We start from the raw sequence: 16,478 nt of genomic DNA on the forward strand, positions 1-16,478 counted from the left end.
GGCGCATCGTCGACCGACGGGGGCGGGGAGTGCCGACCGGGGACCGGCCCGGGGGCGAAGGTGGACGCAACGTTGCGTCACTGCTAGCGTCGAGGTGTCGGATCGAGACGCAACGTTGCGTCCATACTCGTCCCCGGCGGCGCGGGCCGCGTTCGAAGGCCCCGACGCGCCCTCCTCCCACACACCGTCACCCCCGAGGAGCACCCATGCCCTCCGCCCCGCCCCCGCGGCCCGGCGGCCCGCTCGCCCCGGCCGCCGTCGCCCTCGCCTTCTGGGTCACCATGGCCGGAACGACCGTCCCGACCCCGCTCTACCCGCTCTACCAGCACGCCTTCGGCTTCTCGACCTTCACCGTCACCGTGGTCTTCGCCGTCTACGCGCTCGGTGTCGTCGCCGGACTGCTGACCCTCGGCCGCCTCTCCGACCGGATCGGCCGCCGCCCCGTCGTCCTGGCCGCCCTGCTGCTCGCCGCGGCCGCCGCCGGCCTCTTCGAACTCGCCGACTCGCTGCCCTGGCTGCTCGCCGCCCGGGTCCTCTCCGGCTTCGGCGCCGCCCTCGTCACCGGCGCCGCCACGGCCGCGCTGCTCGACCTCGCCCCGCCGGAGCGCCGACTGCGCGCCCAGACCGTCGCCCTGGCCGCCAACATGGGCGGGCTGGCCGGCGGCACCCTGTTCGCCGGCGTCCTCGCCGAATGGGCCGGCTCACCGCTGCGCCTGCCGTGGACGGTGACGCTCGTCCTCACCGGCACCGCCCTGCTCGGACTGCTCGCCGTCCCCGAGACCGTGCCCGCCGAGGTCCGCCGGGCGGCGGCCCGGTCGGCCCGGGGCGCCGGGGCCGCCGCCCGGCTCCGGCCGCGCCTGCGGCCGTTGCACGTCCCGCCCGGCATCCGCCCCGCGTTCCTGCGCGCCGCGCTCGCCGGCGGCGCCGGATTCGCCGTCACCGGCGTACTGACCGCCGTCAGCGGACTCTTCCTGGCCACCGTGCTCGACCTGCACAACCACGCCCTGACCGGATTCGTGGTCGCCCTGGCCTTTCTCTCCACCGCCGTCGGACAACTGCTCGTCCGCGTCCTGCCGCCGGCCCGCGCACTGCCGCTGGCCTGCGCCGGACTCGTCCTGGCCGCCGCCCTGGTGGCCGGCGCGCTGCTCGGCGGGACGCTGCCGCCGCTGCTGCTCGGCGCCTGCGTCAACGGCCTCGCCACCGGCACCGCCATCGGTACCGGACTCGGCACCATCAACGGCGGCGTGGAGCCGCACCGGCGCGGCGAGGCGGTGTCGGCGTTCTTCGCCGTGCTGTTCACCATGCTCTCGGTGCCGGTGATCGGGGTCGGCGTGCTCGTCCGGGCGACCGGGCTGCGCACCGGCGGCGTCGCCTTCAGCGCCGCGGTGGCCGTGCTCGCCCTCGCCGTCGCCGCCGGACTGCTCCGCCGGCCGCGGCCCGGAGCGGCGTCGGCGTCCGCGCCGGAGTCCGCGCCGATGCCCGTACCGCCCCCCGCGCCCGCGCCGACCGCTCCCATCGGGAAGGCGTGAGAGGATGGCCGCGACCGTCGTCAACGGCCAGCAGCCACCCCCGAAGAAGGACCACACCGCCATCGCCGCCCAGCCCCGCCCCGCCGCCGGAAGCCGGTCCGGCGCGAGCCACGCCGCCGGTGACCGCGCTGTCGGAGGCCGTGCCGCCGCCGCGCGCGCGGCCGACGCGGGCCGGAGCGCGAACGCCACCAAGGGCGGGGCCGTCAAGGGTGACGTGGCCAGGAGCGATGCGGCGAGCACCGGCGCGAGCGGTCGGCGCAGCGAGGCGGCGCGGCTGGCGGTGCTGAACGCCGCCGACGACCTCCTGGTGGAACAGGGCTTCGAGGGCCTGACCATCGAGGGCATCGCGACCGCCGCCGGGGTCGCCAAACAGACCATCTACCGCTGGTGGAAGTCGAAGGTGGACATCCTCTTCGACAATCTGGTCCTGGACGCCGCCACCGGCCTCGCCTGGCCCGCCGAAACGCCCGCCGAACCGGCCGATCTGCGCGCCTACCTCCACCGGTTCGCGGACTTCCTCGGCGCGGCACCGGCCGGCAAGGTGCTTCAGGCGCTGCTCGGCCATGCCCAACTGGAAGCCAGGACAGCGGAGTTGCTGCACAGCGGCTTCCTGGACGCCCTGCGCGCCCGGGACGTCGCGCACACCCGCGCCTGCCTCGGGGGCACCGCCGACGAGGCCGCCGTCCTGCTGGACGCGCTGCTCGCCCCGCTCTACCACCGCGCCCTGGTACTGCGCCGCCCGCTGGACCCCGCGTTCGTCGACGCGCTGCTCGACCAGCACCTGCCGCGCTGAGACCCACTCCCCCTTCGTTCCGCCGTCGCGCCGCACCGCTCCGCCCGTGTCGACTCCCCGGGCCCGCGCCGACGCGACCCCACTCCCTGGAGTCTCCGTGTTCCGTCGCCCCCGACCGACCCACGACGTACGGGTCGTCGCCGTCACCCCGCTCACCCCGGCCCTGCTCCGGCTCACCCTCGCCGGACCGACCCTGGACACCCTCGCCGTCGAACACGCCACCCAGTGGGTGAAGTTGGAGACGCCGGACGGGCACTCCCGGGCCTACACGATCCGCCACCACCGCCCCGCCGAACGCGAGACGGACATCGACGTCGTGCTGCACGGCAACGGCCCGCTGTCCCGCTGGGCCGCGACCGCCCGCCCGGGCGACCCGGCCCGGATCGCCGGCCCGCGCGGCCGCCGACCGTCGTTCGAGGGCGCCGGGCACGTCCTGCTCGGTGCCGACGAGAGCGCCCTCCCCGCCGCGCTGACCATCCTGGAGGAGCTCCCGCCGACCGTGCCGGTGACCGTCTTCGCCGAGGTCGGCGATGCCACCGGAGCCACCCTGCCGCTACCGGACCGGGCCGGTCTGACCACCCACTGGCTGACCCGCCCCCAGGACCGCCCCAAGGGCCGGACGCTCACGGACGCCCTGCTCGCGGCAGACGTCCCGCCCGGCACCACGGCCTGGCTGGCCGGGGAGTCGCAGGCCGTGGCGACCGTCCGCCGCCATCTGCTCACCGACTGGGCGCTGCCCCGCGAACGCGTCCACGGCAAGGGCTACTGGAAGCTCGGCGAGGCGAACCACAGGGACTGACACCCAATCACCTCCGCCCGATCCCGGACCACTTGCCACCCGGCCCCGTTCCGCCGACCGTCAGGCGGTGCGGGCCCGGACAGGAGGACAGGCCCGCCGGCGCGGCTCCGCCGACCGCCTCGCCCGCCGTCAGCAGCCCGACCACCCGGCGCTCGCCCGGCCACTCCGCCCGGCTCGCCCCGGCCGGGTCGACCGGCCCGTCGACCGGGGTCGCGCCGGTGGTGCGGAAGGCGTGGAAGGGCGTCGCCGGGATCCCTGACACCGCGTCGGACCGCGTCAACGGCTCGACCCGCCCGGCGGGCTGTTCCCGGGCCCGACGGCCGGTGACGGAACGGCGCCGGTGGAGCACGGGGCAGCCGCCCTCGCCGGTCACCACGGCGACGGCGCGGTCCCCGGGCCCGCGCGGCACGTGGTGGTCGAGCCGGCCGGTGCCGGGGGTGTCCGCGTCGGCCGGCCGGAGTTCCACCCGGGCCGAGCCGTGCACCCGGCGCCACCCGTGCGCGTCCGCTCCGTCACCGCTACCGCCTCACCGCCGATCCGGCACCGCCGGACCCCTCGACGCTCAGCGCGAGGCGGTCGGGGCGGTCGGGGCGGGCGCGGTGCTCCGCGCGGCCGGGGCGGTCCTGCGCGCGGACGCGGAGGACGACGGGGACGCGGACGCGGCCCCGGCCGCCCCCGGGGCGGGGGCGAGGCCGGTGCAGCCCCGGAGCGCGTCCCGGCGCTTGAGCGCGGTGGTCGCGGCGGCACCGGCCTGCGGCACCGGCACGCCCTTGTCGTCGATGCTCGCCGGCGCGAACGCCTCGCCGAGCACCTTGCCGTCCGGGCCGACGGTCAGGGTGGTGACGCCGGTCTCGTTGGAGTTGGCGTAGTTGGAGGTGCCGTACCAGAGGAAGTTGCCGAAGCCGTACCCGATGTAGGTGGAGCCCAGCATGCCCGCGCCGAGCATGGTGTGGGCGTGCGTGCCGACCACGGCGGTCGCGCCCGCGGCGGCGAGCTTCTTGGCGATGGCGGACTGGGCGGCGGTCGGACAGGCTTTGCCCTCGTCGCCCCAGTGCAGGTAGACCAGCACCACCGGCGCCTGGCGCTTCGCCTCCTCGACCGCCTTGACGGTCGCGGCCTGGTCCAGCGCCGAGGCGATGCCGGGCTTGTTCGCCCCGGCGCGCCACTTCTGGTTGGTGAGGTCCTCGACCTGGCTGGCGGCGACCACCGCGACCTTCACCCCGCGCACGGTGGTGACGTACGGGGCGTACGCCTCCTGGGAGTTGCGGCCGAGACCGACGATCGGGAGCGGCGAGGACGCCTTGGCCGCGAGGGTGTCGGCGAGGCCGTCGGCGCCGAAGTCGACGGCGTGGTTGTTGGCGAGCGAGACGACGTCCACGCCGGAGTCCTTGAGTGCCGTCAGCGCCTTCGGCGAGGTGCGGAAGGTGTAGGTCTTGGGCTCCGGCGCGCCGCGATCGGTGATCGCGGTCTCCAGGTTGAGGACGGAGAGGTCCGCGGCGGCGAGGCTCTTGCCGATCGGGCCGAGCGCCGTCTCGGGCGGTCGCACCGCGAGCCGGTCCTCGGTACGGCCCTCGAAGTGGACGTCCCCGGCGAACGCCACCGTGATGCTGCCGTCCGGGCGGGGCGCGCCGCCGTCGGCGGAGGCAGGGTCCCCGGGGGTGCCGGACCCGTCGGCGGCTTCCGGCGAGGACTTCGCGGCGGCGTCGGCGGCGGCCTTGGCGGAGCGGGAGGCGTTGACGGCGGCCGGGTCGGGGTCGTCCGGTCCACAGGCGGCCACGGGTATCAGCCCCACCAGCAGTGCGACGGCGGCCGCGGCACGGCGCATGAGTGTTCCCCCAGGGGTCGATCCGGAAGCGGTCAGCCTACGCCACTCCCCCACGCCGTCTTCGCGCCGCCGCCACGTTCCGCTCCGGGCCGCCGGGTGGCGCGCGGCGTGGCAGCGTGGAGGTGTCGGGACTACCGGAAACGCGGCGGAGGCCGCCAGGACGGAGGCGCCCGCGGGCGCTCGCGGTACTCGCGGGCACGGCGGGGAACGGCAGGCGGGACTCGGGGACCGGACGGCAGGTGGTGGGTCATGACTGGCAACGGGAGCGCGGACGCCGGGCGGCGGATCGTGGTGGGTATCGACGGTTCGGCGCCGTCCGGGGCGGCGCTGCGCTGGGCGGTCGGGCAGGCGGCGCTGACCGGGGCGGGGGTGCACGCGGTGGCCGCCTGGGAGCCGCCCTCGCTCCACGGGTGGCGGGTACCGCTGCCGGACGACGACTTCGAGCGGACGGCACGGCGCACCCTGACCGCCGAGGTGGACGAGGTGCTCGGCCGGGACCGGCCGGTGCCAGTGGAGGAGAGCCTGCTGCCCGGGCATCCGGCCGAGGTGCTGCTGGAGCTGGCGGAGGGCGCGGAGCTGCTGGTGCTGGGGAGTCGCGGTCGCGGGGCCTTCGCCCGAACGCTGCTGGGGTCGGTCAGTACCCGGTGCGCGGCCCACGCGTCGTGCCCGGTGGTGATCGTCCGCGCCGACGGGGCGGCGGCCGTGCCGTCCCGGCCGCCCGCGACGGCCGCCGGGGCGACGGAGGGCGGCGCCGGGCCCGCCGTCCGCACCGCCAAGGACTGGCAACTGAGCCTGCACGTGGTCGAGGAGCGCGGCACCACCCGGGTGCACGCCGTACTGGACGCCGACGGCGAGGTGCTCCACAGCGACGCCTACGCCCGCCGCAATCCGCTCGACGATCCGGCGCCCGCGGTGGGCGACGAGTTCGCGGTCGGCCGGGCGCTGGTGGATCTCGGCCACCGGCTGCTCCGCGCGGGCACCCGGCACGCCACCGGGTCCACCGAGGAGTGACATGCTGGCCGGTGGGGGACGACGGTTCACGAACACCCCCGTCGGCCGGCCCACAGCCGACGGCCGACGACCGACAGATTTCGGATGGCGGACAACAGATGACAGATCCTGTCGGCCCGGTCCCGGCCCCGGGCGACGACGGCCGGGCGCCCGGCTCCGCCCCCGACGGCGGCTCCGGTCCCGCCCCCGGCCCCACCCCCGGCCTCACCCCCGACTTCACCCCCGCCGAGCGCGCCCGGGGCCGCGCGCTGCGCCGGGCCCAGCTGCCCTGGGCGCTCGGCGCGCGGGCCACCGGCCTGGCGCTGGCCCTGGCGCTCGGCCTGACCCCGGCCGGTGCCGGGCTGGTGTCGACGGCCGGCGGCTGGTTCGGCGGCTCCCGGACGGCGGAGGTACTGGCCGGGACGGCCGCCCTGGTGGTGGTCGGGCAGGCGGCGCAGCTGCCGTTCGGGGCGGGCGCGCGGTCCGTCCGCGCCCGGTTCGGCCTGGTAACCCAGGGCTGGGCCGGCTGGGCCCTGGACGCGGTGCGCGGACTCGCCCTCACCCTGGCACTGGCCCTGCCGGTGGTGCTCGGCCTGTACGCGCTCACCGACCGCTCGCCGGACCGCTGGTGGCTCCCGGCCGCCGGGGCGGCCGCGCTGCTGACCGCCGCGCTCTCCTTCCTCTACCCGCTGCTCGTCGAGCCGGTGTTCAACCGCTTCACGCCGATGGCCCCGGGCCCGCAGCGCGAGGCGCTGCTCGGCCTGGCCGCGCGGGACGGCGTCCGGGTGCGGGACGTCCTGGTGGCGGACGCCTCGCGCCGGACCACGGCGCTGAACGCGTACGTCTCGGGCCTGGGCGCGACACGCCGGATCGTCGCCTACGACACGCTGCTGACCACCGCCGATCCGCGCGAGGTGGAGTTGGTGGTGGCGCACGAGCTGGGCCACGTCAAGCACCGGGACGTGTTGACCGGGACGGTGCTGGGCGCGGTCGGCGCGGCGGGCGTGGTGGTCCTGGTCGGGCTGGCCTCCGGCTGGGACGCGCTGCTGTCGGCGGCGGGCGCGGCGGACGCGGCCGATCCCCGGTCGCTGCCGCTGCTGGCGGCGGTGGCGGCGCTGCTGGGCGCGCTGTCCGGCCCGGCGCAGTGCGCGGTGAGCCGCCGGGTGGAGACCAGGGCGGACCGGCACGCGCTCGAACTCACCGGGGACGCCGAGCAGTTCGTGGCGATGCAGCGCAGGCTCGCGGTGACCAACGTGTCCGATGTCGACCCGCCGCGGGTGCTTGGGCTACTGTTCGCGACTCATCCGAGCGCGACCCGCCGGATCGCGGCGGCGCGCGCCTGGCAGGCGGGCCGGGACGGCGTCGCGGAGCGTCCGCCGGGGGCTTCGAGTGCGCCCGAAGTCGTTGTATAATGCAACAAATTCCCGAGCCCCGAGGAGGCAGGTCCCCGTGCCCGACCGCGAGACGTCGATCGCGACCATCCAGCGCGAACTGACCGCCTTCGCCCGCCGCGCCCGGCACAAAGCCTCCCAGCTGCACCCCGACCTCTCCCTGGTCACCTACAGCATCCTGGACCTGATCACCGAGCGCGGCGGCTGCCGAGCCGCCGACGTCGCCGCGCACTTCATGCTCGACAAGTCCACGGTGAGCCGCCAGGTGACCGCGCTGGAGAAGCTCGGGCTGCTGCGCCGCGAGACCGACCCGGAGGACCAGCGCGGCCAGATCCTGCTGGCCACCGAGGCCGGACTCACCCTGCTGCGGGAGGCCAACGAGCAGCGGCGGGTCTCCTTCTCGACCCGCTTCACCAGCTGGTCGGACGAGGACGTCGCCCGGTTCGCCGACTACCTGGCCCGCTACGGCGCCGAGGACTGACCGGCCCGCCCGAGCGACCCGCCGGACCCTCCCCCACCGACCCGGCGGGCACCCGCGTCCGCCGCCCCGGGGTGCGGCGGACCACCCGGACGGTGTACAGAGGAGAGGTGCCACTCCGGCAGCCTCCCCGCGAGCGGCGTCCCGGCGGACGGCGTCCCGACGACCCGCCCCCCGGCACGCGGCACCCGCGCGCGCGGCACTCCGACGACCGGCGCTCCCGCGACCGCCGCCGATCCTGGCGGCCCGACCGCCGGGCGCTGACGGCCGTGCCGCTCGCCCTGATCGTGGTGATCACGGTCGTGGACGTGGTAGCCCCACCGGACATCCACCTGGGCCCGCTGCTGATCGTCGCGCCCGCGCTCACCGCGTCCCTGGCCGGCGCCCGCGCCACCGCCGTCGCCGCCGTGCTCTCGCTCGCCGCGCTCACCGTCATCGGCATCCTGCGCGACGGCCTCACCACCTCCAACCACGAGACCCAGCTCGGCGCGCTGCTCGCCGTGTCGGTGCTGATCGTCGGCCTGCGGGTGCTGCGCGACCGGCACGAACGCGAACTGGCGCAGGTCCGCTCCGTCTCCGAGGCCGCCCAGAGCGTCCTGCTGCGCCCGCTGCCCGACCGGCTCGGCCCGCTGCGCCTCGCCTCCTTCTACCTGGCCGCCGAGGCCGAGGCCCAGGTCGGTGGCGACCTCTACGCGGCGGCCCGCACCGGAACCGGTACCCGGCTGCTGGTCGGCGACGTCCGGGGCAAGGGCCTGCCCTCGCTCCGCGACGCCGCGCTGCTGCTCGGCGCCTTCCGGGCGTCCGCGCACCTGCACCCGGACCTGCCCGGCCTGGTCGGCCACCTGGACGGCAGCATCGCCTGGGACCTCGCCCAGCTCGCCGAGCAGCAACGGGCCCAGCGGGAGGACGGCCTCCGGTCCCAGCCGCGCCTGCGCGCGTTCCGCCGCGCCGGGCCGCCCCCGGGCACCGGACCGCCGGAGGACGTGCCGGCCGACGGCGGGCCGACCGACGGCGCCGGGGACGACGGCGGCGAGTCGTTCATCACCGCCGTCGTCCTGGACGTCCCGGACGGCGGCACGGTGGTCCGTCTGGTCGACTGCGGCCACCCTCCGCCGCTGCTCCTGCACGGCGGCCGGGTCACCGCCCTGGAACCCCGCCGGGCCTCGCCGCCGCTGGGCCTCGGCGAACTCGTCCCGGCCCCGTACGTGGTGGAGGAGTTCCCGTTCCGGCCCGGCGACCGGCTGCTGATCCACACCGACGGCGTGGTGGAGGCCCGCGACGCCGAGCGGCGGTTCTACCCCCTGGCCGAGCGGGTCGCCGAGCGGATCGCCACCCATCCCGCCGAGCCCCCCGCCGCCCTGCTGCTGCACCTGCGCCGCGACCTGCTGGCCCACGCCGGCGGGCGGCTCGACGACGACGCGGCCATGGTCGTCGTCGAGCGCCTCGGCTGACCCGCGCGGATCGGCTCCCGGCCGGGGCCCGGCGTCCGTGCCGGGCCTCAGCCGACGGTGAGGACGATCTTGCCCCGGACGTGACCGCGCTCGCTCTCGCGCTGCGCCTCGGCCACCTCCGCCAGCGGGAGCACCCGGTGCAGCGGGAGGTTCAGGCCGCCCTCGGCGGCCAGGGCGAGCGCGCCCTCCAGGGCCGGGCGGAGGTAGTCGGTCGGCTCGTCGCCGGTGGTGGCGCGGACCCCGTGCCGGGCGGCGCCCTGGAAGTCGGCGATGGTCAGCACGTGCTCGGCGCCGCCCGCCAGCTCGATCGACAGCGGCAGCACGTCCGCCCCGACCACGTCCAGCACCCGGTCCACACCCTCGGGCGCGGCGGCGCGGACCCGCTCGGCCAGCCCCTCCCCGTAGGTGACCGGCTCGGCGCCCAGCTCGCGCAGGTACGGGTGGTTGGCCTCGCTCGCGGTGCCGATCACCCGGATCCCCCGGGCCCGGGCGAACTGCACCACCAGCGTGCCGACCCCGCCCGCCGCCCCGTGCACCAGCAGCGTCCCGCCGGGCTCGGTGCCCAGCAGGTCCAGCGACCGCCAGGCGGTCTCGGCGGCCACCGGGAGCGCGGCGGCCACCGTCCAGTCCAGCCCGGCCGGCTTGCGGACCAGCTGGTCCGCCGCCACCAGGGCGTGCTCCGCGTAACCGCCGCCGCAGACCTGTCCGAACACCTCGTCGCCGGCCCGCCACGCGGTGACGTCCGCGCCGACGGACTCCACCACGCCCGCGATCTCGTAGCCGAGGACGGCCGGGAAGGCGACCGGGAACAGGTCGGTGAGCGCGCCGGAGCGGACCTTGTGGTCGAGCGGGTTGACGCCGACGGCGCGGACGGCCACCCGGACCTGGCCGGGGCCGGGCGCGGGCACCTCGACCACGGTGGGCCGCAGCACGTCCACGGAGCCGTACTCGGTGAGGGCGACGGCCTTCGTCGTGAGGGCGGCGGTGTCGGGGGTGCTGCTCATGGAGGATCTCCAGCCTTGTTCCGGACCTGGGGACGCCGGGGCCGGAGCCGCCGCCGTCCTGGTGACGTGCCCCAGCCTGGTACGGCGGCCCCCGCCGGACGGCCCCCCGTTCGGCCGGTTCCACCTGGCCGTTCGGCCAGGCCCGCGCCGACCGGCGCGGGCTACGCTGGGAGCCATGGTCGAGCGCGATGGTGGACACGGTGCCGGTAGTGGTCCCGACGGCGAGTGGTCCTGGGACGACGCCGAGGGGGTGCTCGCGCTCGCCGCCGAGGTGCTGCGCACACCCCGGGTGACGATCCTGCCGAAGCTCTCCGAAGTGCTCGCCGGGCTCGTCCCGCACCTCGCGGTGGCGCAGCTCAGCGGTGTCTGCACCTACTCGCCCGCGAGTGCCGTCGGCCCCGAGGAGCTGTCGGCCCGGATCACCGGCGCCGAGCTGGCCGCGCTCGCCCAGGAAGTCACGCCCGGTCGCCCGTGGCAGGGCGAGGCGGTCCTGGGCGGGCGCCCCAGGCCGGCCGTCGCGGTGGCGTCGGCCCCGCCGGGTAGCAACGGCGCGGTGCTGGTGCTGGTCCGCGCGGACCCGGCCGGACGGACCGGCGGGCGGGCGACCGGGACGCACGGGTCGCCGGAGCCGCTGCCCGAGCGGTCGCTCGGCCTGCTCCAGCAGCTGTGGGAGCTGCTGACCACCCACTCCCACCACCGCGCCGTCGACGCCGCGCCCGCGCACGCCGCCGCCTCCCGCGCCTCGGCCAGTGCCCGGGCCCGGGCGATCGCCGAACTCACCGGCGCCCACGCCTCCGCGCTGTCCGCGGTCCTCGGGCCGCTGCGGTCGGCCGGCCTGGACGACGCCACCGCCCGGCGCAACGCCACCGAGCTGGCCGTGACGGCTCTGCTCGACCTGCGCAGCGCCGCCGACCTCGACCGTGAGCTGAGCGAGGAGCCGGCCGCCACCGCGTTCGCCCGACTCGCCGACGTGGTGCGGCCGTTGCTGCGGCACAGCCCGGTCCGACTGGACCTGCTGGCGCCGACCGAGGGGGACCGCTCGGTGCCGACCGACACCGCGCACACCGCCCGCACCGCCGTCCGCTCCGCCGTGCTCGCCATGCTGGAGCAGGACGGTCTGACGCGGCTGCACGTGAGCTGGCAGTTCGTGGCGGACGGCCTGCGGGCCGTGGTCCGGGACGACGGCCCGGGCCTGCTGACCGAGGACGCGCTGGCCGTCCACCGCACGGCCGACCGGATCGCCGCGCTGGCGGGCCGGATGACGGTCGAGGCCGTCCCGGGCTGGGGCACCACGGTGACGGTGGACCTGCCGCTGCACGCCCCGGCCGGGCCGGTCGGCGCGGCCCGGCCGCTGGAGGGCCTGCAACCACGGGAGCTGGAGGTGCTGGACCAGCTCGCCCGGGGCCGCCGGAACCGGGAGATCGCCGGCGCCCTGCACATCAGCGAGTCGACGGTGAAGTTCCACGTGGCGAACATCCTGGCCAAACTGGAGGTCGGCTCCCGGGGCGAGGCCGCCGCCCTCGCCCACCGCGCGGGCCTGCCGACGGTCCCGGCGGGCCCGCCGCCCGCGCTGCACGCCGCCTCCTGAGGGAGCCCGGGCCGAAAGTCTCGGTAGTGGCGCCGCGGTTCGGGCCGGAGCGCCGACCACGGCCGGTGCGGGCCGCGCGGAGCAGGACCCGGGCGTGCTGCTCCTCGTTGCGCGCGCCGTGGCCGTTCTCGACCCGGGCGACCCGGCGACAGCCGGCGAAGTACCGTTCCAGGTCCGGGAATCCGTCGGGCCGGACGGGCAGGACCGGCCCGCCGGACCGGCCGGCCGGTCCGGCGGCGGTCCCTGGTCGGCGAGGCCCGGATGACCCGAGCAGGGCGCCAGGAGGCCGAGCGGCGGTCCGTAGTGGGCGAGGGCGCCCGCCTCGCCGCAGTTGACGGCGAACACCACGTCCAGGTCGCGGAGTTCGGGCGGGACGGGGAGCGCCGGGGTCGTCTCAGGACTCCTTCGGGCGGGTGCGGGCGCGCAGGTGGAGACGTTCGCCCTGCTTGCCGAAGAGGCTCAGCACCTCGACGTCGCCCGTCCCGGTGGAGCCGAACCAGTGCGGGTTCTGGCAGTCGAACTCGGCCGCCTCCCCCGGCGTCAGCACGACGTCGTGCTCGCCCAGGAGCAGCCGGAGGCGGCCGGAGAGCACGTAGAGCCACTCGTGGCCGGTGTGCGTGGCGAGGGTGGGGGCGTGGTGGGCCGCCGGGATCAGGATCTTGAACGCCCGGGGTTCGGTGCGGTGACGGGAGAGCGGCACGAAGGTCCGCCCGTCGGCCCGGCCGGGGTGCTGGTGGACCCTCGGGTCCTGGATCCGGGGGGCGGAGACGATCTCGTCCAGCGGGACGGCGAGAGCGGCGGCGATGGGCAGCAGGAGTTCGAGGCTCGGCTTGCGCTGTTCGGACTCCAGGCGGGAGAGCGTGCTCTTGGAGATGCCGGTGGCCTGGCTCAGGTCGGCCAGGGACAGGTCCTTGCGCTCGCGCAGCCGACGCAGCCTGGGGCCGATCTGGCGCAGGGTGGCGGCGATGGCCGGGGCCGGGACGGTGGCACCGGCGGCGGGGTCGGGAACGGGGTCGGGGACGGGGTCCTGGTGGTCCATACCGACGATCGAACCAGGGCGTCCCGGTTCCGGCAACGCGGCGTCCCGCCGGGGCGGACCGCCCGGTACTCCCGGGGCCCACCCCGGCGGGACGCCGGGCACGCGTCGTCAGCCGACGAGCAGCTGGCTGCGCAGGTCGCGCAGGTCCCGCCGGTCCAGGCCGAGGCCGGACTTCAGGTAGGCGTCGAAGGAGCCGAACTTCTGCCGCACCTCGTCGAACCCGGCGGCCAGGTACTCGGACCGGACGTCCAGCAGCGGCTTGTAGACGGCCTGGTAGGCCGGCGGCAGCTGGGCCAGGGTGGCGGCAATCTCGGCGGCGCGGTAGGTGTTGCTGGCGAGGTAGTCGGCCTCGACGGTCTCGCGCGGCACGCCGAGCGCGGTGAGCAGCGCGGCGGAGGCCCAGCCGGTGCGGTCCTTGCCCGCGGTGCAGTGGAAGAGGACGTTCTCGTCGTCGCGCTCGACCAGGGCGTTGAGCACCGAGTGGTAGGCGGTGCGGGCGCTGTCGGCGGAGACCATGGTGCGCTCGGCGTCGACCATGGCCTGGACGGCCGCCTGCGGGCTGGTGACGTTGAACGCGCCGGTGTCGGCGACGCCGAGCACGTTGGCGTTCACTGCGGTGGCACCGGCCGGCAGGCGGTCGGGGGCGGTCTTCTGCTCGGCGGGGGTGCGCAGGTCGAAGACGGTGCGGACACCGAGGCGGCGGAGCTTGGCGAGGTCCTGGTCGGTCAGCTTGGACAGGTCGCCGGAGCGGTAGACGACGCCCATCCGCACCCACTGGCCGTCGGCGGTGCGGTAGCCGCCGGCGTCACGGAAGTTCGGCGCGGAGGCGAGGTGCAGCGAGCGGTCGGCGACGACCAGCGGGGCGCCCCGGTCCGGGACCAGCTCGAAGAACCAGCGGTCGGCGGCGGCCAGGCCGGTGACCGTGACGGTGGCGGAGCCGGCACCCTTGGCCACGGCCTTGCGGTGGCGGATGTCGTTCGGGTCGGTGCCGGCGTAGACGGTGACGCCGCGGGCGCCGGGGGCGGTCCAGGTGAGGGTGAAGCTGCCGTCGGCCTGCTGGGTGGCGGTGGCCGCGGTGAAGGGGATCGCGTGCCGGGCGACGGCCGGGGCGGCGGCCGTGGTGTCGGCGGAGGCGGAACCGGCGGCCGGGGCGGCGACGGCCAGCGCGGGGGTGCCGAGGACGAGGGCGCCGGTGAGCGCCACCGCGGTCAGGCTGGTGCGGGAGATGGTCATGGCCCGGCACGGTAGGCAGCGTGGAGTGTCGCCCCGTGGCCGGCGGATGGCGTCATGGCAACAGCTTGTTGAACGTCCAGGTGAACGGGGGTATCGGCATCGCTCCGACCGGCCGCGGGGGCGGACGGAACGGGTGTCGCCGACCGAAAGCGGGCGGCGGCGGAGGCTTCGGACGGCACCGGAGGGATGGGGCGGTGCGGGGCGGAACGGACAGTTCCGCGGGCGCCTTCGGACGGTGGCCGCCGCCCGGTCCCCGGGGCGACGTCCTCCCGGCCGACCGGACGCTCGGCCGGGAGGCGGCCGAGCCACTGGCCGGGTGTCCGGGTGGACCCCGGGACGGTGCCGGGATCCGGCCGGAACCGATCGTCGAGATCGCCCTCGACGACCTCCGGCACGGCCCCCGCCACCCTGCCGGACGGCCCTGCGGTACGCCCGGGCGGTGCCCTGTCGGCCGGACAGAAGTGCCCCCGAAGCCGAAACGGTTTCCTCCGCGAGGGAGTTGACCAGCGCCGAAGGCTCGTGGGGCCGTCGGCGCGGCCGGGTCCGCCGACCCGTCCGGCGGAGGAGCGCCGACCGAAACGCATTGGACCGCAACGGCGGTTCACCCACAGGGGCCCAATCGGCCATTCTCGATCCGGCAACCGTACCCCTCCGTAGACGGACCAGTGACGGCTAGGTTGACCGTGACAACGAGAGGCGGCCGCCGGGCAGCCGGCGCCGCCCTGGCGAAAGGTGCCCGACATGCAGGTGAGCGTCGACCGGGACCGTTGCTGCAGCTCCGGCCTGTGCGTGATCAACGCCCCCGCGGTCTTCGGCCAGGACGACCGGGACAGTCTTGTGACGCTCCGTCAGGTCGTGCTGCTGCCCGAGCAGTTCGAGGACGTCAGGCTCGCCTCCGAGCTCTGCCCGGGCCAGGCGATCACCCTCACCGGGGACGAGCCCGCGCGGACCGGGGCCTGACGGACCCCCGCCGCCGGCCGCCGCAGGCCGCCGGGAAGCTTCCCGGGCCCCCGCACCCCACGAGAACACCCGCGACGTGAGGAGACCCCGCCTTGACCACCGCACCCACCACCCCCGTCCTCCCGCTGCCGGCCCGGCACTCCGGCGGCTGCCCGTTCGGCCCGCCGCCGGAGTACGCCGAGGCCGCCGCCGCCGGTCCGGTGACCAGGGCCGAGCTGCCCGACGGCGACCTCTGCTGGCTGGTCACCGGCTTCGCCGAGGTCCGCACCGTGCTGTCCGACCGCCGGTTCAGCGCCGACATACGCCACCCGTCCTTCCCGCTGCTGGTCGCCGGCGCCCGTGAGCTGATCACCGACACTCCGGACTTCCTGCGGCTCGACGACCCCGAGCACGCCCGCCAGCGCCGCATGATCACCGGGGAGTTCCTGGTCAAGCGGGTGGAGGCGCTGCGCCCGGAGATCCAGCGGATCGTGGACGGGGCACTGGACCGGATGACCGCGGGCCGGACCACGGCCGACCTGGTCACCGACTTCGCGCTGCCGGTTCCCTCATTGGTGATCTGCCTGCTGCTCGGCGTGCCGTACGAGGACCACGACCGCTTCCAGAGCCTGAGCCGCACGATGCTCAGCCAGGAGAGCACCGTGGAGCAGCTCCGGGAGGCCCAGGAGGGGATCCGGGCCTACCTGTGCGACCTGACGGCCCGCAAGCGCGCGCAGCCGGAGGACGACGTCCTCAGCCGACTCGCGGCGCGGGACGACCTGACCCCGGACGACGTGGCCAGCACGGCCGTACTGCTGCTGGTCGCCGGGCACGAGACGACCGCGAACATGATCGCGCTGTCGACCGCGCTGCTGCTGGAGCACCCCGAGCAGATCCCCGGCCTGGCCGACCCGGCCACCCTGCCGGGCGCGGTGGAGGAGCTGTTGCGGCTGCTGACCATCGTGCACACCGGCCTGCCCCGGGTGGCGCTGGAGGACGTGGAGCTGGGCGGCGTCACCGTCCGGGCCGGGGAGGGCGTGATGGCGATGCTCTCCACCGCCAACCGGGACGAGGCGGTGTTCGGCGGCGCCGGCCACCGGGCGACGGACGAGCTGGACCTGGGCCGGGACGCCCGGCGGCAGCTCGCGTTCGGCTTCGGTGTGCACCAGTGCCTGGGCCAGCCGCTGGCCCGCGCCGAACTCCAGATCGCCCTGGAGACGCTGTTCCGCCGGCTGCCGGGGCTGCGGCCGGCCGGCGAGCGCGAGTTCCGTACCGATTCGTTCATCTACGGGATGCGGTCACTGCCCGTGACCTGGTGAGCGGGTCCGGCGGAGAAGTCCCGCCGGACCGGCTCGAACTGCGGCCGGTGCCGCCCGCCGCCCCGGCGTGAGGACCGGGGCGGCGGGCGGCACCGGCCGT

15 protein-coding genes are annotated in these 16,478 nt (G+C 76.5%); 10 read left to right on the forward strand and 5 right to left on the reverse strand.

Annotated features, from left to right (window positions below):
* The first annotated feature begins 206 nt into the window (after positions 1-206).
* The 3 genes from ACIQ9P_RS28645 to ACIQ9P_RS28655 all read left to right on the forward strand — a co-directional run bounded on the left by ACIQ9P_RS28645 (position 207) and on the right by ACIQ9P_RS28655 (position 3,121).
* A complete protein-coding gene (locus ACIQ9P_RS28645; protein ID WP_402362166.1) occupies positions 207-1,529 on the forward strand; it encodes an MFS transporter in 1,323 nt (440 codons plus the stop codon).
* Positions 1,530-1,533: 4 nt separating this feature from the next.
* Positions 1,534-2,322, forward strand: coding sequence for a TetR/AcrR family transcriptional regulator (locus ACIQ9P_RS28650; protein WP_402362168.1), 789 nt, complete (start codon positions 1,534-1,536; stop codon positions 2,320-2,322).
* Positions 2,323-2,419: 97 nt separating this feature from the next.
* On the forward strand, positions 2,420-3,121 hold the full coding sequence (locus ACIQ9P_RS28655; protein WP_402362171.1) for a siderophore-interacting protein: 702 nt from the start codon (positions 2,420-2,422) through the stop codon (positions 3,119-3,121).
* Between the two features lie 7 nt (positions 3,122-3,128).
* Here the strand turns inward: ACIQ9P_RS28655 and ACIQ9P_RS28660 are convergent, their stop codons facing one another.
* Positions 3,129-3,605: a hypothetical protein gene (locus ACIQ9P_RS28660; protein ID WP_402362174.1), complete on the reverse strand. Its 477-nt coding sequence runs from the start codon at positions 3,603-3,605 to the stop codon at positions 3,129-3,131.
* A gap of 78 nt (positions 3,606-3,683) precedes the next feature.
* On the reverse strand, positions 3,684-4,946 hold the full coding sequence (locus ACIQ9P_RS28665; RefSeq protein ID WP_402362177.1) for a CapA family protein: 1,263 nt from the start codon (positions 4,944-4,946) through the stop codon (positions 3,684-3,686).
* A 249-nt stretch (positions 4,947-5,195) separates the two neighbouring features.
* Here ACIQ9P_RS28665 and ACIQ9P_RS28670 point away from each other — a divergent pair, with 249 nt between their 5' ends.
* The 4 genes from ACIQ9P_RS28670 (at position 5,196) to ACIQ9P_RS28685 (ending at position 9,256) form a co-directional block, all read left to right on the forward strand.
* The gene (locus ACIQ9P_RS28670; protein ID WP_402362180.1) at positions 5,196-5,957 is read left to right on the forward strand and encodes a universal stress protein; all 762 of its coding nucleotides are present in this window, start codon (positions 5,196-5,198) and stop codon (positions 5,955-5,957) included.
* Between the two features lie 98 nt (positions 5,958-6,055).
* Positions 6,056-7,348, forward strand: a complete 1,293-nt coding sequence (locus ACIQ9P_RS28675; protein WP_402362183.1) for a M48 family metalloprotease — start codon at positions 6,056-6,058, stop codon at positions 7,346-7,348.
* Positions 7,349-7,385: 37 nt separating this feature from the next.
* Entirely contained in the window at positions 7,386-7,808 is a 423-nt protein-coding gene (locus tag ACIQ9P_RS28680) for a MarR family winged helix-turn-helix transcriptional regulator (RefSeq protein WP_402362186.1), read from the forward strand.
* A 266-nt stretch (positions 7,809-8,074) separates the two neighbouring features.
* Complete coding sequence (locus ACIQ9P_RS28685; protein WP_402362189.1) at positions 8,075-9,256, forward strand: PP2C family protein-serine/threonine phosphatase; 1,182 nt, start codon at positions 8,075-8,077, stop codon at positions 9,254-9,256.
* 47 nt (positions 9,257-9,303) lie between these two features.
* Here ACIQ9P_RS28685 and ACIQ9P_RS28690 read toward each other — a convergent pair whose 3' ends face one another.
* Positions 9,304-10,260: an NADP-dependent oxidoreductase gene (locus ACIQ9P_RS28690; protein ID WP_402362192.1), complete on the reverse strand. Its 957-nt coding sequence runs from the start codon at positions 10,258-10,260 to the stop codon at positions 9,304-9,306.
* Between the two features lie 175 nt (positions 10,261-10,435).
* Between ACIQ9P_RS28690 and ACIQ9P_RS28695 the strand changes: the two genes are divergently transcribed.
* On the forward strand, positions 10,436-11,848 hold the full coding sequence (locus ACIQ9P_RS28695; RefSeq protein WP_402362195.1) for a LuxR C-terminal-related transcriptional regulator: 1,413 nt from the start codon (positions 10,436-10,438) through the stop codon (positions 11,846-11,848).
* A gap of 394 nt (positions 11,849-12,242) precedes the next feature.
* On the opposite strand, the gene ACIQ9P_RS28700 is transcribed toward ACIQ9P_RS28695, so the two are convergent.
* On the reverse strand, positions 12,243-12,887 hold the full coding sequence (locus ACIQ9P_RS28700) for a helix-turn-helix domain-containing protein (RefSeq protein WP_402362198.1): 645 nt from the start codon (positions 12,885-12,887) through the stop codon (positions 12,243-12,245).
* A 108-nt stretch (positions 12,888-12,995) separates the two neighbouring features.
* Complete coding sequence (locus ACIQ9P_RS28705) at positions 12,996-14,120, reverse strand: tyrosine-protein phosphatase (RefSeq protein ID WP_402362201.1); 1,125 nt, start codon at positions 14,118-14,120, stop codon at positions 12,996-12,998.
* Between the two features lie 741 nt (positions 14,121-14,861).
* Here ACIQ9P_RS28705 and ACIQ9P_RS28710 point away from each other — a divergent pair.
* Positions 14,862-15,080: a ferredoxin gene (locus ACIQ9P_RS28710; protein WP_402362204.1), complete on the forward strand. Its 219-nt coding sequence runs from the start codon at positions 14,862-14,864 to the stop codon at positions 15,078-15,080.
* Positions 15,081-15,172: 92 nt separating this feature from the next.
* A complete protein-coding gene (locus tag ACIQ9P_RS28715; protein ID WP_402362207.1) occupies positions 15,173-16,378 on the forward strand; it encodes a cytochrome P450 in 1,206 nt (401 codons plus the stop codon).
* The last annotated feature ends 100 nt before the right edge of the window (positions 16,379-16,478 follow it).

The organism is Kitasatospora sp. NPDC094019 (genome assembly GCF_044764505.1).
GTDB lineage: Bacteria > Actinomycetota > Actinomycetes > Streptomycetales > Streptomycetaceae > Kitasatospora.